Origin of the sequence: Pontibacter ummariensis (assembly GCF_900188175.1) — a bacterium.
GTDB lineage: Bacteria > Bacteroidota > Bacteroidia > Cytophagales > Hymenobacteraceae > Pontibacter > Pontibacter ummariensis.
The window spans coordinates 42,140-63,672 of the sequence record NZ_FZOQ01000019.1 but is presented as its reverse complement, the minus strand read 5'-3'; the positions used below and the strand labels follow the sequence as shown (position 1 = coordinate 63,672).

The following is a 21,533-nucleotide window of genomic DNA, read 5'->3' as shown; positions in this document are numbered from 1 at the left end:
ACCCTACCTTATCCCAGCTGTCCATTTCGGGTAAAGGTCACACAGTTTTCTGTCTTTTTACCCCCTTTTAATGGATAAAAGGGGGCTGTATACCGTATATTCCGGTCTTTGCAGACTATCACTTCAGGCCTATCGTACTTTTCTCTGTTTTCCTTTTCAGGCAATCGTACTTTTCTCTGTTTTCCCAAACAGGCGTATCGTACTTTTCTCTTTATAAGCCATCTTATATATTCGAAAAACTATCTATATGGCCTCAAAACGTACTTTTCTCTTTATAAAACAGAGAAAAGTACGTTCCTGCCAGATATGTTTGTTCTTTTTGGAAGTTAAAGCTGGAAAGTTGAAGGACTCTTTGCGCAAGAATGAGAAGCGGTTGTCGGGGCGCGACACATTTATGTCACCTTTTCTCCTAACTTCCTCACTCTTAAACCAAGACTTCTTAAAAGTGGAGTCTATTCCTCCTTTCTTTTTATTCTATTATTCTATTAATTCAAGGCGCTGTAAGTACTTGATACAAAGTAGAGTACAGTAGGTAAAACAGAGGAAAGTACGGTTATATACAGAGAAAAGTACGTGTCTATGCAGAGAAAAGTACGTTTGTAAACAGAGAAAAGTACGTCTCAGGCAGAGAAAGGTACGAATGATACAGAGAAAAGTACGATACGAAAAAAACAGAATAAAGAGCACCTTCTCTCTTTATTCTGTTTTTATTTTATATATTTACCCATCAAGATATATAAATGGAATGAAAAGACTAAAGAAGGTTGATAACATTCTGACAGTAGCCCAGCATAACAACCTGGTGCGCTCTGACTTAGCCTTCACCCATTTAGAGGCTAAGGTCTTTACAAAGCTCCTTGAGACAATCCCCAAAGATGCCCAAAAGCTTGGGGAAGTTAATATTAAGATAAGCGACGTTATAGGCACTGGAGGGTCTGGGAAGATGTACAAGCTGCTCCACGAGGCTGTCAAAAGCCTGGATAAGCGGAGAATCAATCTTCTTAAAGTTGATGCAGGCCCTTATGACTATGACAGCTGCGGTTTGTTCGATAACATGGAGATGAAGGTTGGGCAGAACCTGATCCGTGGGGAGTGGGGACGGAAGATTCAGCCTTACCTGATACAGTTAAAGAAAGGGTTTACACTCGGCGAGCTGGAAATCCTGCTTAAGCTTAAGTCCGGACATTCCTATAAGCTGTACTGGCTGCTGCGGAGCTATGAGTCGCTTACCAGGTACGAAGACTCCATTGATAACCTGAAGACGATCCTGGTGAAGCAGGAAGAAGGTAAGCCGGATAAGTACACGCAGTGGAACGATTTCAAACGGTACGTACTGGAGCCGGCGGTAGCAGAAGTGAAGGAGGTGTCAGCTGAAGCAGGTAACCCCCTTACCTTTAACATGGAGTTGCTCAAATCCGGCAAGAAAGTGATTGGTGTACGCTTCACCGACATCAAGTCAGCAAACTCCAGGAAGAAGATTTCAGAGGGGGCGCAGCTCTCCCCTGCCGAATCCGGGAAGCTCTTACCCAAATATGAAGGTAAGAAAGAGACCGCATACAACCGGCTTACGCTTACCTATGGCCTTAGCCCGGAACAGGCTAGTGAGGTTGTGGATAAAGTCCCACAGGAGGAGCTATGGCCGGTGATGAAGCAGCTGAACTTGGATATTGTTACCAACAAACTTCATGAAAGGCGGCAACCCCCTGTCACGGCAGGTGCCTGGTCCATGACGCTGTTAAAAAAGCATTTCGGGCACCTGTTGAAGTGGGCTGCTAAGGAGTCCTCAGAGCAGGGGAAGTTAGCCCTATAAGATCCCTTAGGTAGGCAGCAGACAATCAGCTGTTTACTATTACATCATGACATTCATTAACCTAATAATAATAATTAGCCTATTTGTGCTGATTAAACTAATCAGTATCATTGTACCACTATGGCAAAAATCATCTCTTTAGTCAATCACAAAGGCGGGGTAGCAAAAAGCACATCGGCCCTTAACATCGCCGGGGCCTTAAGGGACCTGGGCAACAAAGTCCTGCTTATCGACCTGGATTCGCAGGCTAACCTGACCCTGGCTCTGCACAGGGAAGAGCTAGAGTTTACTATAGGCCATGTTCTGGTTGGGGAGGCATCCTTTGACCAGGCCTTGTTGAAAACCTCAATCGGTATAGACATGATCGGGGCCAGCTTTGAGCTCAACCAGTTCGAGATCCAGATCGCCAAGGAGAAGTTCTCTGAGTTTGTCCTTAAAAAAAGGCTGGACTTGCCCCAGGTGCATGCTTACGATTACATCGTCATCGACACCCCTCCCGCCTTAGGCGTACTGACGATCAACGCCCTGCTTTTTACCAACTACTACCTTATCCCCCTTCAAGCAGACTTCTTCTCCATTCAGGGGGTCAAGACGATCCTGGAGTCGGCAGCCACTATCAGCCAGTTCAATGAGGGACTTGAGTTTGTGGGGGCATTCCTGACTCGGTTTAATAAGTCTAGTAACAAGATAATTGATCGGGATGTGTACAGCCACCTGAGCGTTGAGCTGGGCAGCAAGCTGTTGGACACTACGATCAGGGAAAACACCGCCCTAAACGTGGCGATTGTGCAGGCACAGGATATCTTTTCCTATGAGCCAAGTGCAAATGGTGCTACAGATTACAAAAAACTTACCGAGGAAGTCTTGGAAAGAACCTGATCGTTACATTAATTTAAATAATTAGGTTAATGAACTACGCCCCTATCATTAACCTAATTCCTCTAATGAATAACAAACAAGTGTAAACAGAGGCAACCATGGCAAAAAAAGAGAAACTGAACTTAACGTCTGGACTTAAAACAGGAACAGGCAAGTCCCTTAGCGAGCTGATTTACTCGAAGGACAAAGTAAAAGCCGAGCCAGAGGTTAAGGCAGAACCTGAAGTGAAGGCAGAGGTGCCGGCAGAAGCCCCCGCGCCAAAAGCACAAAGTGACGCCAGTGGGATAAGTGAAGATGACTACCTAAACGCGGCAGACGTGCTCCTACCCTTTTCGACCATCCTCAGGGCTGATCTTTACTTAAAGGCCAAACGCGTGGAGTATTGGGACAGGACATCGCTGCGTGAAATATTAGAGAACGCGCTAGAGGATTATCTGAAGGATAGGACTTCGACCACTACACCCCTACCGGTAAAAGAGCGCAAGAAGTTGAAGGCCCTGAAAAGGCCCTGGGATTACAGGAAAGAGGGCGCTGCCAAGCGCCGGAAAGAAGAGTAAGGATTAGGCATAAGTGCCATTTGTTGAATTAGCCTCACTACGTTAATTAACCTTGTTAACCTAGTGAGGCTAATTCGTGTCAAGAAGATTTGTTACACTCTCGCCACTCTGAGCGCGCAGGTACATACCCGGTCCCTAAAACCTTTCGGGGAGATTCAACCCAGTTCCTCTACTGAGGATCGAGGGGCAACTGTGAAGGTTCTCTTCTCCTATCCGGAAGCATAAACTGAACGAAAGAGCCTTTCAAGGTTCTAAGCCATCTTTTTGCATGCTAACTAAAGAAAACACAGAGCGTTGACATGGGCCTTCTTTTTTAGTCGCCCCTGTCATTAACCTCATGAAAGCCTGGTAGTATAATGTGTTTAATGTTGGGTATGAAGGTAATGCATTTAAATAGGTTAATGAAGGCAATGAAGTTAATGGAACCGTTTTAAAGTGTATGGAGGATGGAAAAGCTATTGTAAGTTCTTGCCAAGCATCTCCACAGTGCCAGTTATGAGGAAAACCCTTGATCATATATCGTAATAGGGGAAGTGGCCAATCCTGGGTTGCCAAGCGCTGTTTTTGTGGTTTGCTTAGGCTGCTACGATCGAACCAGAACAGTGCCATAACAGGGCTTTAAAGCGGTGTACAACGGAAGGAGAGAGGCATCGTAGTAGCCGCGTAAAAAGCGCCGCTTAATCCCTCTTGATACCAGCATGCAATATGAGCTTCACGCTTTCGCTTTTTGTTCTGATCCGGATCCCATTGAAAGACTAGTGTTGTAGGAAAGACACACAAATAAGCTATGGTATAGCCTTAACAGTTTACTTGTGGACAGCGGGTCTTCAACCCCAAGTACGCCTTCATTACCCTGATGGAGCTCGTTATAATCATTCTTTTCATGGTATTGATTGATTTCATTAGGATAGTTGTCGTCACGACGGACATTGACTTCACGATGTTCATGGTGTTCATCAAACACAATAGAGTCGTTAGGATCATGAGGCTCATTAACATAATGCCGGCCATGAAATTCATCTGGGTCATGAGTATAACGGATGTGATGAGGTTTATGAGGATCATTAGTGAGTCAACTCCCTTTTCTATTGACTTCTTTCACTTATGCTTCGGGGTAGGAATTCCGGGCATGGTTTCTTAAAAGGGAATCGAGAGCCTGGCTAATGAAGAATTACGTAGCTGCTACCTGTACTGTCTTATGGACATGGCAGATACGGTCGAAAGGGAAGGGGAGGAGCAATCAACATTAGGCGTGGCCTTGTTTTCGAGGGAGCAACAGGGCTTGTCAAAGGGAACAGACCCTTCGGCCAGCTCAAGGTTGTGGGGTAAATAACAAGCAGGGACAGGGGAGGCTGAAGCATGGGCTTGGGAAAACTGCCCTGTCGGACCGTCTCCTGTGCAGAGCTTACCAGTAGTAGGTGTTGCTTAGTAAAAGGGAGAGGTGTCATAAGAAAAACAAACGACACACATACCGAGCAAGATTTGCACAACCAGGTATGGGTAAGCATACGGAACGTCCGGAGGGTAAAACAGGCTGTTTCCTTAGGTTAATGAATGACATGAGACTAATGGAGTATATGACCTCCATGCCTGTAATGTGTTTCATGCGTTTCACGAAGGTAATTACTATAGTAGTCGCGTGAGGTTAATGAATGTAATGAAAGTAGTGAAAGTGGATAGGGACCGCTCCAGATACTTCTTCAGCCCCTCGATGTTTACTTGTATCTTTCAAGCAAGGCAGGAACAGCTTCTTACGTTCAAAGTTTACGCTCCTGTGGTAGCTTTCCTGTCATGGAGTAGTTAAGCACTTCCAGTCGCTGCATATAATACTTTCTGTACTCCTCCTTCACCTCGTCTCTCAAGAAGGAGCGGTCATTTAAGTCATGAGCAGCCGGATAGTCTTGTTGGAAGGCATGGAGTATTCTTACTGCTCGTGTCTCCTTGATGCCTATTCTCAGTGCAAAGGCGTAGAAGTCATTATAAGCGCAGAAGCTGCTCGCCTTAAAGCTTTCCGTCTCGTGCTCATCATAGAAAAGACCGTCCTTAAGGGCAAAGTTGGTATCCTCTACGTGCAGGCGCGTACAGATGAGATCGTAGGCCGGGCTAAGGACATAGTCACCATAGGAGGTATCTATAAAGGAGAAGTTCTTAAGGAGAGTATCCCCATTGGGAAAAAGGTAATTAAACAGAACTAACGTAAACAGCTTTTCGAGTTCCACCTGGTAGACCGGCACTGTTTCTTTGATGATGAGGGCGACATCTTCATAGCTGCCTTCATACTTGAAGCCTCTGCCGGCGGTATAGCTGGTTCTCCCAGCTAGTGAGGCAAAGTCCTCCTGGCTATGTTTGGTGCCGTCAAGCTTATGGTCGAAGCGCTTGGTAATGTAGGCCGGTTCGCCGTTTTGAAAGAGGATAAGGGCATTTCCAGCCAATTGTATCTTATACACCTGGTGCGCCACCTGCATTGTCAAGTGCTCATTAGCCGATACCTGGTCCGGCCGCTTTACGTCCCTTGGAATGGGCTTGAGTAAATACTGTCCCTGTTTGCCCGCGACCGTAAGGCGCAGTTGATTTTTTTCCAGTAGCAGTGAAAGCTCTTCCTGTACCCCGGAGATAGATATCCGCTTCCGGTTCTCCATGAACCTGGCAGCGTCCTCCTCGCTTTCCTGCGCAGGCAGATAGGGGAGGATATGGCCTGCTTTCTTGCCATCAAAAACCCTCCGCAGGCAGGACTATAAGAATGGTAGCCCGGGGTTAATGTGCCCGGGCAACGGTTGATCTCCGGTAGGCTCATGCGTTTCTCTCTTGTTTTGGTTTGAGTGTAACGGCCCCGATGGTGTCATACTGTGCTGTTGCGACCAGAAGACCAAAATAATCGTGTTCATCAATCCGTAACTGCCGGCTCTGTAGGTTTCGGTTAACTCCTTCCGCAAGGATATTGAAAAAGAAAGGGAACAAGTAAGGGCTCCGGTACTCTTGTTGCGTTTTCGGAAGGGTCAGGCTTATAGCTAGTAGCGATAAGTCAGCGTCTTCGTAGCGGAAAACATATTCCTTTGGGCTTACCTCTGTTAGTAAACCTGCTAGCGCCCTGTTTCGGAACACCTCTGCCGTCCTCATAGTTTTACTTGTTCAGCTTTTTGATTTCTAACCGTATCTCCATTCCCAGCACCTCCGCGAGCTTCTGCAGGGTGCTGAGAGAAGGATTGCCCTTTCCAACCTCAATAGCTTTTAGCGTACGTACCGCTACGCCGGCCATGTCAGCCAAGTCTTCTTGCGTCAGATGCAGTGAGCTCCTTCGCTCTTTAACCACTTCTCCTAGTTGTTGGTGCATTATACTGCCCTTTTTAGGTAAAAAAACTAATCTTTGTCTAAAAACCAATAGATAGCGCATTATAATGCACATGCAGACTCCGTCAGCTTCTGAAAGAATGAGGCTGTGATTGTAAAGCCTAAGGGGGTGTAAGCAAACTGTAGACAAGAGAAGATGAATGTCTGGCAACGCAGGGGCAGGTATCGAACATAATCCATCTCACAACTGCCCCAATACGAAGGTGAGCGGCGGCAGAGTACTCAGCTCCCATACTCCGAAGGGCAGCAACCACTTTAAGATCGCCCTGCGGAACGCGGCCAATGTCATCGGCAACCTAAAGGAGACGCACCTGTCGGACTTCCTCAAAAGGTTGGCTTTCCGTAAGGGAAGGCTGGCAGCCGTGAGTGTCACGGCTCGCAAGCTGGCGGTGATCATCTGGCACATGCTCACTTACCGTGTTCCCTACAACCCGCCCACCCAGTACCTGTTCCTCGGTGAAAAAGAAAGCTTCAGCTGGTACAGCGGATAAGGAAAAACATAGTTAAATTGGACCTTAGACCTGAAGAAATAGGCTTTGCAACGGCCTGAATAATAAACGTTAGTCAGGATTTTAAAGGACACAGTACCAAAATAAAGTTGACCCCTTGGCAGAGTTATCGCTACAAATAGAACCTCTAACTGACAGCCAACAAACCCCATTTGATTTACTTGAACTGGCTGACCCCTCTAAAGCACATATCAATGCATATTTGGAATCAGGAGCTTGTTATATAGCTAAGGTAAATTCTGAGCTAATAGGCGTAATGGTATTGAAGGAAGTTGATTCTTCCACTATTGAAATTAAAAACATTGCCATAAAAGAAACGGACCAGGGAAAGGGGATTGGCAAGGCCTTGCTTAAACATGCAGCTACAATCAGTCGGGAAAGCGGATATAAAAACTTAAGAATAGGAACCGGCAATTCAAGTATTGGGCAACTTGCTCTGTATCAAAAAGAAGGGTTTGAGATCAAAAGTGTAGAAAAGGACTTCTTCCTCAAGCACTACGATGAGCTAATTTTTGAGAACGGAATCCAGTGTAAGCACATGATAGTTTTGGAAAAAGATTTAAAAACTTTAACCTGACTGCCAAGGCCTTTGAGTTTGGCAGCTAAGTCGTCCCCTGCAGACCTCTTTTCACTTTTGAGCGTTCCTCTAAGGTGCTTGGCATGGTCGTCTTCCTGAAAATGCACTCAGGCACTGTTTAAGCCTCTTTCATCCCTTTCTCCCTCATAGTTGGTGTTTTTCCTTGCCACCATTTTGTAAGTAGGCCTAATCCAGTGCTAAAGTAAGCCTGCTACCAGCGCAGGTTCGGTTAAGGGTGGTTAGGGTAAAGGTACGCAGAGGTAGGAACAAGTCCTGTGTCAACTCCACCATATGGCGGCTATGAGGTTTAGGCATCAACTGTAGGGAGAGAAAGCCATGCCAAACGTAATGGTCACTTCGTCGTCATGACGGCACGCATCCACTGATCTGTGTCTGTCACAATTTTGGTGTTGAAGTGAGATTTATTGTACTGTAAGTCACGTTTGCTCATTTGTTTAACACCTTCTGCCATACCCGAAACCTCTATTAAAGAATGGTTTGTTTTTGGCATAGTTAAAAAAGTGGCGTTACCTGGATGATAGTGGTTTACAACCTCTACGATGCGTTTGTGATCTTCCGCATGGACAACTTCAAAATCGTACTCGCCCCAAATAGATAGCACAGCTTCATCGGTCTCCGCCCATGCCTTCGTGAGGTTGAGTTCGTCAATTTCCTGCCAGTAGCGGTAGTCTCGTGACCAAAACATATCGCCACCGGTATGCTGGAACTCCTCCTGAAGAATTTTCTTATAAGCAGGGTCAGCGGTAGCGATGGTATCAGGGTGCTGCCCTAGCACAAAAAAGCGATACAGGACGTGGTGTAGGTGCCTCATTGTTTCCTCATGTGCGACGTAGTCTGTGCCTGTAACCGGTTTCTGGAAGCGGAACATGTCAGCTGCGAACTCAAACCAGGGGCGGTATGGGCTGCCGTATACCATCACGCCTTTCAGCTGATACTTTTGAGTGAGCACAGGGGCGATGATTCCTCCCATGGAGTGCCCGAAGATAAACACGTTCTCTTTGTCTACCTCAGGGAGGTTCTGCAGCCCCTTAAGCCCCTGTTCGAAAGCCTCTATCTCAGCGTAAAGATCGATTTGTAAGCAGTCTGGTGTATTCACATTGTCTCCCAGGCCTGGCTTCTCTACCAGCATCACGATGTATCCCAACTCACTCCAGCCCTTCACAAGTTGACTGTAAGAAGAACTGCCATAATCATCAATAGAGCGGCAGGGGAATCCAGGAATAAACAGGATCGCCGGATGCTTCCCTTCTTTTCTAGGCTTATAGGTTATGGTCCGCAACAGCCCATCCTGGAAAGGGACCTGGCTAAAGACAACCTCTGTGTTGGGGGCTACCTCCAGCGGCCTGGCAATAGCAGTGCCCTTGATGCTGTTTCTCTTGCCATTCTGAACTAGTTGTGTTGCCAGTGCCTGGCCTGGATAAAGTGTCTTCGCAAGCTCTGTGAGATCGCTTGTTTTGTTTAGTTGCCTTTTGTTTATGGACAGTAGAACATCTCCTTTCCTGATTCCCATTGTTTCAGCAGTAGACTTTGGCGCAACGCCTGCCACAAGTAAGCCATTGCTAAGCCCATGCCTTTTAGCCAAAGAGTCGGGTAACGAGGTTGCATGGAGGCCTAGATAGGCCCGTCGTTTCAGGTCTTGTGCCTCAGCTTTGAAGGCAGAAAACACACAAAACAGGAAGAGGAGTGCGTAGCTTAGTTTCATTTATCGCGTGAGTGATGGATTAAATTGTAAGTGCAAAAAAGCGAGCATTGCGCTTTAAAGCCAGAGGGAAACTAAAAAAGGCAGGAATTTACAAGTGACCAAACAAGGCAGTACAGATTCTGCAAATGTGGGTAAGCTTAGGAATTGCGCTAGGCTTAGAGCTGGTACCAATCCCCCAGCGGCTAGTAAAAAGGCAGTATTTTACAAGTAACCAATAGGGGCAGAGTAGTTACTTTGAGTCTATGTAAAGCGGGCGCTTCCCGGTAGCAGCGGCAAGCTCGGTCATACACAGTCAAGGCAGGCCGCATGAGCTATATCTGCAGAGTGCCTGCTCCACAGGGTTTAGAGCTCATGGCACTAAACGGCTGTGCCATGAATAGGACTTGAGATGGAATAAGGTCATACGGAAGATACCGTCATTACATACCCGACACTGTTTAACTTAACCTGTAGTTCCTCAGCTTTATATGAGAAAAAGTGTGCTTGTGCTTTTATTGGCTTGTTGTGGCCCGTTCTTTTTGCAACCGTCTGGCAACCTTGCTTTCGCCTATCAGCAACCATCCACAGGCAGCTCCCTGGAAGGGAGTGCTCTTGTAAAAGGAAACGTGCTTGATGCAGACACCAGGGAACCAATAGCTTTTGCTACTGTCGTCCTTGTGCATCCTGGTACGGGCAGGCAGGTGAAGGGGACCATGACAGACAATGAAGGCCGTTTTGCTTTGAACAACGTAGGCCTGGGGGAGTACATACTGCAGGTAAGTTTCCTGGGATACCGGCAGCAGACAGTACCCGTAGAAGTAACTGCAGACAGTAAGGAAGTGAGTGTAGGGCCCCTTGCGCTGGCACTAAATGCAACTGAACTGGGCGAGGTAACAATAAAAGCGCTCCGGCCGAGCGTGATGGTTGAAGCTGACAAAATAGTGGTGAGTGTGGAGGGGACAGCTCTGGCTGCCGGGAGTACGGCCTATGAAGTGCTGGAAAGATCCCCGGGCGTTTGGCTGGACCAGGAAGGAAATATTCAGCTAAACGGGAAGGCAGGCGTAAGGGTCATGATCGACGGCAGGCCCTCTTACCTGACAGGCAAGGAGCTTCAAAGCATGCTGGAGGCCATGTCAGCTGAAAACGTTAAAAGCATAGAGGTTATTACAAACCCTTCGGCAAAGTATGAGGCAGCCGGAAGCTCCGGCCTTATTAACATAAGGCTCAAACAAAACACCAGCCTGGGAATGAACGGCAGCGTGTATGCGGGCTACCAGTACAATAAGGCTTCTGGCTATTCGGTGGGTGCCAACCTGAACTATAAAAAGGGCGGCTGGAACTCCTACATGAGTGCCGATATGGCGGAGCGGCCGCGCTTGCGGGAAGGCGTGATGATCCGGGAATTCCATGAAAATGGAGCGAACGCCCGTTTTCACCAGCTGCGGAACGAAAAAATGACAATGCAGACGCCAATGTTGCGTTTGGGTACCGATTATGAGCTGAACGAACGGCACAGTCTTGGCGCCAGCGCCAGCCTCAGCTATAGCGATACAGACCGCCAATTTCTTTCGGATTCCTATTTAGACGATGAGCAGAAAGGTGAGCACGTTTTTGTAAAGGCGGGCAACTTTAATGATGTGAAGCACACTAGCGGAGCTTTCAACCTGCACTATAGCGGCTTACTTGATTCACTAGGGACTAACCTGAGCGCGAACGTAGACTACATAAAGCTGAGCAACGGGACAGATGCCCGGTACGAGAACCGTTATGTTGATATGGGTAGCGATGCTAAAGCAGAAGAACTGCTAAGAACGCACAATCCGGGCTATTATGACATTTACTCTGCAAAGGTGGATTTTGAGAGACGGTTATTGGCGAAAGGGAAGCTGGAGCTGGGCGTTAAAGCAAGCCATGTAGTATCGGGTAATGAGCTGGACTTTTATATCGTAACTAATGAAAGAGAGCAACTGGATAAAGAAAGGAGCAACCATTACCGCTACACAGAGCGCATCTTCGCAGGCTATGTCAACTTTAACGTTGGGATAGGGGAGAAGTGGACCCTGCAGGCAGGGCTGCGTGGTGAGCAAACTTCCGGAAAAGGGAAGCCTGTAGGAGAAGGTGAAGCCATCAAAAAAAGATACTTTGACTTGTTCCCCAGCTTCTTTCTGACACAAAAGGTCAGTGAGCACTACCAGGTAACCTATAATTACAGTCGGAGAGTGGATCGGCCCAACTACCGCGCGCTTAACCCGTTCATCTTTTATTTGGATCCCTATAGCTGGGCAGAGGGAAATCCTGACCTGAGACCACAATACACCAACTCCTTTCAGGTTACACAAACCTTAAACAGCACCTATAGCCTAATGCTGGGTTACGCGCAGACAAAGGACTTCTTTGCGGAAGTACCGGAGCAGCGCTCAGAGGATAATACGACTGTATATAAAGAGCGAAACATAGACAAAGCAGAAAACTTTAGCGCTACCCTGATAGCCCCTGTTAAAATTTTTCCAAGCTGGGAGGTGAGCAACAACATAGTGGCAGGTCATCAAAATAACAGACTTCTTTTGAAAGACAAAGTGATCGAGAACCAGCAGTTTATATTTACGGCGCAGTCATCCCATCATGTGTTACTCCCACTGGGGCTTTCCTTACAAGCCTCGGCTAACTACAGTTCTCCTTCCACCTATGGTATTTATCGTTTTAAAGCACAATGGTGGCTGGACGCGGGGCTGAAGAGATCCTTTTTGAATGAGAAACTGGATGTGACCCTGGGCGGTACAGACATCTTTAGGACAAGAGAGATCCAGGGAGATGCCAGTTACCATGGCAACACTTTTTCATTTGTGAACTACTTTATGGCCAGAAGCATCAAAATAGACCTCCGGTACAATTTCCAGCGTGGCCAGGACTTTAAAATGAAAAGCCGAAAGTCCCACCTGGAGGAGTTAAACAGGGCAGGTGGCCAGTAGAGATAGGAGCAAGAAGGTTAGTTGATAAATTGTAACTAAAAAAGACAGGTTCGGGCGAAAAAGGTTTTATGCGGATATGATTTTTTCTGTGTTCATAATCTTGCCTTTTGTGATGGGTAGTGCGCTTGCTGTCCTTTCTTGCATGGCGGAGCCAGCGTCTCATGCGACGGCAAGCGCACAACCTTCTCTCTCTTCCACATGGAGTGTCAAGGGTTAAAGCGGGTACCTTGAGGGGGGAAGTCCTTTGATTTTCTTAAAGCTTTTGCTGAAGGCGGCCAGGTCGGTGAAGTTTAGGGTGTAGGCGATCTCGCTCCAGCTTAAGCCCTGCTTCTTCATTTCCATGCTCTTCTCGATTCTTTTCTTAAACAGGTAGTTGTAGGGGCTATGGCCAAAGCACTGCTTGAATAACCTGTAAAACCTGAACTCGGACAGGCAGCAGGCCTCCGCCACCTGCTTCATGCTCAGGTCCGTGAAAAGGCTGTCATCCAGTACCTCCTTGCCCAGGAGTAAGCGGCGGAACAGCTCCTGACGGGTAGATAACTTTGACGTCTGAAGGCTATAATAGGAGCTGACCATTTCTCTGTTCTCCTGTATAAGCAATGTTATGAGCTCGTAAATTAGCTCCAGCCCTGGTGCCTTGTACTCCTTTGAGACAGAGATGGAGATAAACTTATTTAAGAGGCTTTTGAGCTGAGCACCCGCGACAGCTTCCCGCACGAATAGCTCGGGCGAGAGCAAGAAACGGCTTATGCTGTTATACCCGTCCAGATCGTCGGGGTATAGCAACTGGTACAGGGCATCGTTTACAAGTTGCATGTCAATATCAACGCACATACCCCAGGTAGGCACCCCTTTGATGACCACATCCATGGCAGGAATGGTCTCATTGACCAGAAGGTACTTTCCGCTGGAGACATGGAAGTGTTTCTTTTGAAACCAGTAGGTTTCTAAGCCCTCGGCAGTGAACTTGAGCGCAAGCCCCTTTGGGCGCAACTCAGACTCGAGTGAGGTAGAGAGGGTGCTCATAATGCAGTTTTCGCTCTTAATCTTTTCGAGTATGTTGCAGTTGTTGTCGTTCACATGCAGAATCTCACAGTTTCCGCTGTAAAGGGAGTTCCCGGAAGTTGTTTTGTTCTGTCTCACTTTATCCTCCATATAATTACAAGCATGTAGCGGTGCCTCCCTATTGGAGAGAACCTGTTTTCAGTTTAAGCTCACCGATACTTCCTCCTGGGAACCCCCTGGCTCCGATATTAAAAACAGGCTTTTCTAAACAACCCCGGCGCCTTTACGCTACCCTGGCCTTGTTTCTGTGCCTGCTTCAGGTATTGTAGAAGCGCTTGCCAATATTGGGGCCCTGATGCGGGTTCAGTCCTTTTGATAGATTGCCCGTGCTCCTGTTTGCTAGTTAAGCTCTGATGGCTCTTGACAGGCAAGCGTCAGTCTTTACAAGAAAGTAGGACAGGCTACTTAAAGCGTCCTGATCGTTTAACAGAAAGAGGCAGTTTGTGAATTACCCTATATTTCCGGAAGCCACAAAACCATTTATAGGGACAGGTATTTTTCCTAGATGAAGAATGCGTTTTTATCTACTAGCCATTATTGGACTAAACTTGATTTAGCAAGATACACCCTCTGCTGTAACATGTGTGGCCGTCCTGGCCAGGCACCTCTTCATATCAGGACACCTTACAATTTTAGCTGGATATTATAATAGGCAGGATTGTACAAGATTCCTCTAAAAAAGACCGGTTTCTTTGCAGGTGTAAATAGAGCGGAAAAGCGATTGGCTTTACCGGGCTTCACGATCCAAACACGACATAAAATAAAATGGAATAACACCTCCGCAGTGAACAGCTGAGCCACAGAGTTAAATTGGTTAGAAAATTAACGTGGTAAATAAAGTAGATAATATTTAAGTAGTAGTTCTCTCAGCCTCACTGCGGGGTGTTTATCCCATCTTTTAAGGTCAGCGTTCCTTCTCCTTTAGTTTCATGGAAGTGGGAATCGTCCATGCACAAAGCCCTGTCTGACTGTCCCTAAATCGGTGTTTCGATGCCGAAGCAGCATGTAATTACCAATTAATCAATAATTATTTATCCTAAACTAGTTCTATGAGAAAAACTATTTTATTGAACCTGGTTCTGTTCCTGGCGCTTATCAGCCAGGCCTGGGCACAGAACCGGGCTGTTTCAGGAAGGGTGACGGAGGCGGAAACAGGCCAACCCTTACCCGGAGTAAGTGTGGTGGTAAAAGGAACTACCATAGGAACAGCTACAGACGGTGACGGAAGTTATACAATCAACATTCCTGCAACCGGGGCAACGCTGCAATTCCGGTTTATTGGGTACGCTAGCGTTGAGAAAGTGGTGGGGGAGGCTTCCACGGTCGATGTGGCTTTAGGATCGGACACCAAGCAGCTTCAGGAAGTGATTGTTACTGCTCTGGGCGTGGAAAGGGAGGAGAAGTCTCTTGGCTATGCCGCAAGCACAGTACAGGCAGCGGAAATCACGAAAGCCAGGGCTTCCAGCCCGATGAACGCCCTACAGGGAAAAGTGGCCGGCGTGAACATTTCCACCGCCTCGGGCGCGCCGGGTGCCTCCACGAAAGTAATCCTGCGGGGTTACTCGTCTATTGGCGGTAACAACAACCCCCTCTATGTGGTGGACGGTGTGCCGATTGACAACGGTGCCGGGAACTTCCAGGCTGGTAAGGAAGGATCGGTGGACCGAACACAGGACTTTGGTAACCGCGCAAACGACATTAACCCCGATGATATCGCCTCTATCTCTATCCTGAAGGGGGCTTCGGCTACGTCCCTATATGGATCGAGGGCTGCAAACGGTGTCATTCTAATTACCACGAAAAAGGGAAAAGTCGGAGAGAAGTTGAGCGTTGATTTCACAACTTCTGCTACTGTTTCTGCGCCTGCGTTCCTGCCACAGCTGCAGAACACCTTTGGACAGGGTTGGAGCGGCGAGTTCCTGACCAACGAGAACGGTAGCTGGGGGCCCAAACTGCATGGCAAAGAGCACCTGTGGGGCAACGTGGTGGACAACTCCCAGCAGCTGAAGCTTTTTAAAGCACAGGAGAGTAACCTGAGAGACTTCTACGAGACAGGTACGTCTTTCCTGAATACCTTGGCTATCAGCGGGGGCACCGAAAAGTCTTCCTATTACCTATCGTACGGCAATGCCACTGAAGACGGTATTGTTCCCACTGATGCGGACTCCTACAAACGAAACACCCTCTCCTTCAGGGGGTCAACACAGGGGAAGAGACTGTCCGCTTCTTCAAGCATAAACTTTGCCCGCAAGGATGCATCGGTTGTTACCACTGGGCAGGGGGACGGCGGCGGTGCCACTCTGTTCCAGGAACTGATCCAGATTCCCAGGGACATAAGCATCGTGGATTTTAAGGACATACATAATAAGTTTAATAACCTAGATAACTTCTTTACAGGATATGCACAGAACCCTTACTATGTACTTTCAGCGAACGGCAACGATTATGAGGAAAACCGCATCTACGGTAACGTTAGTATCAATTACAAACTGAGGGACTGGCTGACGGCAACGGCGCGCGGAGGCGGTGACATCTCGAACGGGCAGCTGAAAGACTGGATCGCTGCCTATACCCTGGCAGAAGACAGCCCCGTGTTAGCAGGTGGTGGTACCAATTCCCCCGGTCGCGTAAACGAACGAACAAGGTTTGCGCGCGAGCTGAATGCAGACTTTATCCTTTCCTCGAATAACGACTTAACGGAAGACCTGCACTTAAACGGCATCCTGGGGTATAACGTGAACGAGCGGTACAGCAAGGAGAACTTTGCCTACATAACAAACCTGAGCATACCAGGCTATTACAACCTGTCTAACTCCTCGGACCCTGCCACCGTGTCTACCACAGAGTCCCTCAGAAGGCTGTACGGAGCCTATGCGCAGGCAGAGTTCTCTTACAGAGACTACCTGTTCTTAAGCCTGAACGCCCGCAATGACTGGTCCTCCACCTTGCCTAAGAACAACAACTCGTTCTTCTATCCAGGGGTCAACACCAGCTTTGTGTTTTCTGAGGTATTCCCGGAATTCCTACCAAGCGTCCTCTCCTATGGTAAGCTGAGAGCGGCATGGGGGCAGACAGGCAACGATGCAGAGCCCTATAGTATTAGTTCTGTGCTTATACCGGGTGATATTGGCTTAGGCTTCGGTAACATTCTGTTCCCGATCGACGGCAGAAACGCATATGAGTTAGACAACAAGATCGGCAACGGCTTACTTCAGCCGGAGATCACTTCCGAATATGAGGTCGGGGCGAGTTTAAGCTTTTTAAGAAACCGCATCAATGTGGATGTGGCTTACTATAACCGAACCACGACAGATCAGATTCTGGAAGTGCCTATTGCCGCCTCTTCAGGCTACACCACTCAGGTAATGAACATCGGAAAGGTGGAGAACAAGGGCCTGGAGCTGTTGCTAAGTGCTACCCCGTTGCAAACCAATGACTTCCGCTGGGATGTGCGCTATACCTTCTCCAATAACCGCAACAAAGTGTTAAAGCTGCGAGATGGGCTGGAGCAAGTGCTACTCTCGGATAACTATGACACGGACTTCGTGGCTATTGAAGGCCAACCGCTTGGCGTATTTAAAGGGCCGGGTTACCTGAAGGATGCTGAAGGGCATATCATTGTGAATGAGTCCACTGGTTTCCCATTGCAGACGACGCAGAAAGAGATCCTGGGCAATGCACAGGCCAAATACCTGATGGGCTTGTACAATACCTTCGATTACAAAGGTGTCAACCTTTCGGTGGGCCTTGATTACAGGCAGGGTGGCCTGTTTTACTCCTATACGCAGCGTCTGACCCAATTTGTTGGTAACACCACGAACACACTCTACAATGACCGCCAGCCCTTTATCGTGCCCAACTCAGTGGTAGGTGTGGACGCAGACGGAGATGGAAAGATCGATCAGGATGAGAACGGCAACTTGATCACGAGGGAAAATACGACCGCCATCGACATGGAGAACGTTGCCAACTACTGGAACGATAGCTATAACCCTCCTGTCGAGCGGGAGCACCTGCGGGACCGGAGCTTTGTGAAGCTGAGGGAAGTGGTACTTGGCTATAGCCTGCCTTCCGCTCTTATAGCAAAAACCCCTTTCAGTTCTGTAAACATCAGCCTGGTGGGTAGAAACCTGTTGATGTGGACTCCGGAGAACAACAACATCATTGACCCCGAGTCCACCACATTTGGAAACGATCTGACAAGCGAAGTCGGAGAGTTTGCCTCCGGCCCTACCACCAGGAGCTTCGGAGTCAGCCTCAAAGTCGGTTTTTAACCGGAATCACTTACCAGACTAATAAGCATCATTATGAAGAAGACATTTTTAACTATAGGGGTAGCGCTTGCGCTACTCTCCACCTCGTCCTGCGACAAAGAGTTTCTGGATGTGAATGAAGATCCTAATAACCCGGTGGTCGCTCCGGTAGAGTATGTGCTGCCTGCGGCAATTACCTCTACTGCAAGTGCCGTAGGTGGAGAATATGCCATACTGGGAGGAATCTGGTCCCAGTACTACACCCAGAACAATGGCTCCAGCCAGTATATTAGCATAGACCAGTTTAACATCCAGCCTACCTCCTTCAACAACAGGTGGACAGAGCAATATGCGGGTGCCTTAAACGACTACAGGTTTGTAAAGGAAAAGGCCGCTGCTGCTAAAGAATGGAACGCCTACCTGATGGCAACCGTGATGGAAGCTTACAACTACCAGGTGCTGGTCGACCTCTATGATCGGATTCCGTTCGATGAGGCGGGGCAGGGTGAGACAAAGCAAAACCTAAGTCCTGCTTTCCGTGACGGTCAAGCAGTGTATGACTCCCTGGTAGTAAGAATCGATAAAGCGCTGGCGCTACCGGTTAGCGGTGGCGTGGATGCCAAGCTAGGTAAGGGAGACGTAGTCTTCAACGGAGACATGCAGCAGTGGGTACGCTTTGCCAATACCCTGAAACTGAAGATTTACATGCGCCAGGTCTACGCGCGCCCACAAGTGGCAGAGGCCGGCATAAAAGCACTATATGCATCAGGGGCTGAGTTCTTAGACGAAGCTGCGGACATGGCCATTTTTACGGACGCGACCAGCAAGCGGAACCCGCTGTATGAAATGGATCAGACTACCGCTTTGAACTCAAACCAGAACCTGAAAGCAAGTAATACTTTCTTTTCGTTCCTGCAGGTTAACAATGACCCCCGCCTGGACAAAGTATATTTGCCGGGTTCCGGAGGACAAAAGGCGATGGTACAGGGGACATCCGGCATATCAACCTCACAGTTGGTGCCTGCTACTGTCTCAAGAGCCTTGATCCTGCCCACAGCCCCTGTGTATTTCATCTCTGAGGCAGAGAGCTATTTTCTGCAGGCGGAGGCCGCTTTACGTGGCTTCGGTACAGGAGATGCGGCTGCTCTTTACAGCAAAGGGGTAGATGCTGCTTTTGAGCAGATCGGCTCCGAGAGGATGAATCTGTATCCATATCCGGCAAACGGTTCATTCGAGGACAGGTTAGAGACGATCATCGTGCAGAAATGGGCTTCCTTCGCGGGCACTTACCAGGGCCTGGAGGCTTTCCTGGAACGAAACAGAACAGGGTATCCGGAAACCAGCGAGGTCGCTGCCACAAATGCTGCTTATCAGCCGGGGGAGTTTACTTATCCTGTAGAGGGTATCACGTCTGGGAAGCTTTTCCCAACCCGGTTGCCGTGGCCCCAGGATGAAGTACAGCGCAACCCGAACGCACCACAGACACCTGAACCGATTACGAAACCTGTTTGGTGGGATGTTAAATAACTCAAACAAAGCATTGCTTATGAAAAGAACAAATATTTCCTGTTTACTGCTTCTATTGTTCTCAGCTTTCTTCTTTTGCGGCTGCGAGAAAGAACTTGATTCGGAAGGGCTGTCAAGAACTACTTACTTCCCAGACTTTACGATGAAGGGAGAGCAGTATATGTCGCTGGTCGTGGGAGAGGCTTACAACGAGGCAGGCGTCACAGCCACAGAAGAAGGGGATGAAATAGAAGTAACAGCAGCCGGCACAGTGGACATCCATACCCCAGGGGTGTACGATATCACCTACACAGCAACAAACAAAGACGGCTTCAGCAGTAAGGTGACGCGAACTGTGGCGGTGTTGTCAGCTGCTGAGCAGGAAGGCGTAGACATCTCGGGGGACTATGTTTACAGTTCCGGATCTCCCAAGGTCACTGTTAAAAAGCTGGCGCCAGGTTTATACCTACAGCCTAACGTTTGGGGAGGGAGCACCATTGGTGCTTATATCCTTACCACAGACGGAGAGAACCTTGTCTTGCCAGAATCAGCTCTTAGTGTTTATGGTACTGTGAGTGGTACTGGGAAAATTGACAGTAACGGCAAAATGACCCTAAAAGTGAACCTGCTAGACTATGGCATCATGGGTAGAGAAAGAATCTGGCAGAAACAATAAGTAGAACACATAGAGACAACACCATGAAACTTAAACTTATACCTGGTCTTTCCCTTTTCTTGTTGCTGGGCGCGCTGAGCTCCTGTGAGAAGGAGGACCCTGAAGTGACATATACAGCCACTTACCCTGTATCAGGAGAATGGTGGGTGACCTACAAGGTGGAAACAAGCCCGGGCGTGTTTGAAGACGTAGAGCATGTGGGCTATACCCCTCTCTTAACATACAACACAGCAGCTAACACAGCGAGCCAAATATGGGTCGATGACCGGGGCAATTTTAAAAACTACAAGGTTAGGTCCGGCCTGGACATGAGCAAACTATCTTTTGCGGTGAATGAGGCTGTGAACACGGCGCTGGATGAGGACGCAAAGCCAGTTGATGGCAATGTGACCATCCAGGACGGAAAGGTATTCATCGGAAGCGGCTTATCCAGATCTAAAGTAAAGACAGACAGTATTTACTTCCGGGTTGAGTTTAGCGATGACCCAGGTACTACCTATCATGTATCTGGTCACAGAAGAACTGGTTTCCCAGAAGACGATTACAAAGACTAAATATGATACTAGTAAAAAGGGAGCCTAACACTCCCTTTTTCTCTTCCTTAACAACTGCAAAGCTTTTAGCCTTTAACCCGTGAACACGACTATGAAAAATGGAGGAATCAAAATAATGCTCACTATCATCCCGGTGCTGTTCACAGCATGGGCGCACGCCCAAAGGGGGGCTCCCATGCTCGTTACACCTCCAGTGGATATTGCTAAAATGCAGCAGGTGGGAATAGTTATGTACGATAACATTCAGGAGATCAGTGAAAAAGCAGGTGCTGTAGAAGCAGCCGTGTACTTACGGGACGACTGGAGTGAGGGAACCATATTGACCAGCTCTGGACACGAATTAGCCAATGTTTTGATCAAGTATGACATTAAAAACAACGTGCTTGAGCTTGCCACACAAGAGGGGACAAAAGTACTGAGTGGAAATTACGTCAGGCAGTTCGAGCTGAAAGAGGGTAACACAGCCCCTAAGACCCGTTTCATAAACAGTAAAAGCCTGGGGGGGCCTTCTGATACTCACACTGGGTTTTACGAGATACTCACCTCAGGGGCAAGAGCACAGTTACTTGTGCGGATTGAATTGATAAGGGAAAAGCCAAACTACTCCCCCATTATGGATGTAGGCAGCAAGAGGTCTGGCTTCAGGAAGAAAGAAACGCTCTGTATGGAGAGCAACAGCCAGGTAGTTGAAGTCAAAGACAAGGACATTTATAACCTCTTTGGGACTTACCAGGATGATATGAAACGCTACGCTAAGAGCAATAAGCTGAAGTTGAAAAAAAGGGAAGATGCTGTCAGGCTGATTAATTACTACAACTCTTTCCCACAGAGTTAACTTCTGAAGCCAGTATGAAAGGAATAATTAATTTCAGGTTCCCCAAGGACAGGAAGTAGGTTAAGCCTTTGGGTGCTTCTTGTCAGGGCTAAGGAGTCAAACTTTAAGCTCTCGAAAATGAATGCTGGTTTTAAAACTGGTTTTCCCTGCCTTTGTGCAAAGTTACTGGTTCAAAGAGATTGATTTGCTGGTGTTGTGCTTAAAGAAACACTTAGAAGTCATAGGTTAAGGGTTAAAGGAACAGGTGTAGCCGCAGTGGAAACTGATATTTTCATCTCACTTTAAACAAACAG

The 21,533-nt window shown here is 47.9% G+C and carries 16 protein-coding genes; 11 read left to right on the top strand and 5 right to left on the bottom strand.

Translation table 11 applies throughout. The features are described 5' to 3' along the window. Positions 1-745: 745 nt before the first annotated feature. The 3 genes from CHB92_RS18255 (at position 746) to CHB92_RS18245 (ending at position 3,246) form a co-directional block, all read left to right on the top strand. Positions 746-1,810, top strand: coding sequence for a replication initiation protein (locus CHB92_RS18255; RefSeq protein ID WP_179223102.1), 1,065 nt, complete (start codon positions 746-748; stop codon positions 1,808-1,810). A gap of 120 nt (positions 1,811-1,930) precedes the next feature. Then, a complete protein-coding gene (locus CHB92_RS18250; protein WP_089320681.1) occupies positions 1,931-2,689 on the top strand; it encodes a ParA family protein in 759 nt (252 codons plus the stop codon). 98 nt (positions 2,690-2,787) lie between these two features. Next, complete coding sequence (locus CHB92_RS18245) at positions 2,788-3,246, top strand: hypothetical protein (protein ID WP_089320680.1); 459 nt, start codon at positions 2,788-2,790, stop codon at positions 3,244-3,246. Between the two features lie 1,757 nt (positions 3,247-5,003). On the opposite strand, the gene CHB92_RS18235 is transcribed toward CHB92_RS18245, so the two are convergent. The 3 genes from CHB92_RS18235 to CHB92_RS18225 form a co-directional block, all read right to left on the bottom strand. Further along, complete coding sequence (locus CHB92_RS18235) at positions 5,004-5,885, bottom strand: HipA domain-containing protein (protein ID WP_089320678.1); 882 nt, start codon at positions 5,883-5,885, stop codon at positions 5,004-5,006. A gap of 151 nt (positions 5,886-6,036) precedes the next feature. Then, entirely contained in the window at positions 6,037-6,363 is a 327-nt protein-coding gene (locus tag CHB92_RS18230) for a HipA N-terminal domain-containing protein (protein ID WP_089320677.1), read from the bottom strand. Between the two features lie 4 nt (positions 6,364-6,367). Then, entirely contained in the window at positions 6,368-6,577 is a 210-nt protein-coding gene (locus CHB92_RS18225; protein WP_089320676.1) for a helix-turn-helix transcriptional regulator, read from the bottom strand. A 157-nt stretch (positions 6,578-6,734) separates the two neighbouring features. Between CHB92_RS18225 and CHB92_RS18220 the strand changes: the two genes are divergently transcribed. After that, positions 6,735-7,085 carry a hypothetical protein gene (locus CHB92_RS18220; RefSeq protein WP_089320675.1) on the top strand — a complete coding sequence of 117 codons (351 nt, stop codon included), beginning with the start codon at positions 6,735-6,737 and terminating at the stop codon, positions 7,083-7,085. A 115-nt stretch (positions 7,086-7,200) separates the two neighbouring features. Beyond that, positions 7,201-7,680 carry a GNAT family N-acetyltransferase gene (locus CHB92_RS18215; RefSeq protein ID WP_089320674.1) on the top strand — a complete coding sequence of 160 codons (480 nt, stop codon included), beginning with the start codon at positions 7,201-7,203 and terminating at the stop codon, positions 7,678-7,680. 352 nt (positions 7,681-8,032) lie between these two features. Here the strand turns inward: CHB92_RS18215 and CHB92_RS18210 are convergent, their stop codons facing one another. Continuing rightward, positions 8,033-9,403 carry an alpha/beta fold hydrolase gene (locus CHB92_RS18210; RefSeq protein WP_089320673.1) on the bottom strand — a complete coding sequence of 457 codons (1,371 nt, stop codon included), beginning with the start codon at positions 9,401-9,403 and terminating at the stop codon, positions 8,033-8,035. Positions 9,404-9,870: 467 nt separating this feature from the next. Here CHB92_RS18210 and CHB92_RS18205 point away from each other — a divergent pair, with 467 nt between their 5' ends. After that, on the top strand, positions 9,871-12,351 hold the full coding sequence (locus tag CHB92_RS18205) for an outer membrane beta-barrel protein (protein WP_089320672.1): 2,481 nt from the start codon (positions 9,871-9,873) through the stop codon (positions 12,349-12,351). A 213-nt stretch (positions 12,352-12,564) separates the two neighbouring features. On the opposite strand, the gene CHB92_RS18200 is transcribed toward CHB92_RS18205, so the two are convergent. Further along, the gene (locus CHB92_RS18200; protein ID WP_179223101.1) at positions 12,565-13,494 is read right to left on the bottom strand and encodes a helix-turn-helix domain-containing protein; all 930 of its coding nucleotides are present in this window, start codon (positions 13,492-13,494) and stop codon (positions 12,565-12,567) included. Between the two features lie 971 nt (positions 13,495-14,465). On the opposite strand from CHB92_RS18200, the gene CHB92_RS18190 reads away from it, so the two are divergent. From CHB92_RS18190 to CHB92_RS18170, 5 genes are all read left to right on the top strand, one after another. Then, positions 14,466-17,690, top strand: a complete 3,225-nt coding sequence (locus tag CHB92_RS18190; RefSeq protein WP_089320669.1) for a SusC/RagA family TonB-linked outer membrane protein — start codon at positions 14,466-14,468, stop codon at positions 17,688-17,690. Between the two features lie 33 nt (positions 17,691-17,723). After that, positions 17,724-19,196, top strand: a complete 1,473-nt coding sequence (locus CHB92_RS18185; RefSeq protein WP_089320668.1) for a SusD/RagB family nutrient-binding outer membrane lipoprotein — start codon at positions 17,724-17,726, stop codon at positions 19,194-19,196. Positions 19,197-19,215: 19 nt separating this feature from the next. After that, positions 19,216-19,851 carry a DUF5011 domain-containing protein gene (locus CHB92_RS18180; protein WP_179223100.1) on the top strand — a complete coding sequence of 212 codons (636 nt, stop codon included), beginning with the start codon at positions 19,216-19,218 and terminating at the stop codon, positions 19,849-19,851. A gap of 23 nt (positions 19,852-19,874) precedes the next feature. Beyond that, positions 19,875-20,405 carry a lipid-binding protein gene (locus CHB92_RS18175; protein ID WP_089320666.1) on the top strand — a complete coding sequence of 177 codons (531 nt, stop codon included), beginning with the start codon at positions 19,875-19,877 and terminating at the stop codon, positions 20,403-20,405. Between the two features lie 91 nt (positions 20,406-20,496). Further along, on the top strand, positions 20,497-21,240 hold the full coding sequence (locus CHB92_RS18170; RefSeq protein WP_106219160.1) for a hypothetical protein: 744 nt from the start codon (positions 20,497-20,499) through the stop codon (positions 21,238-21,240). Positions 21,241-21,533: the final 293 nt, after the last annotated feature.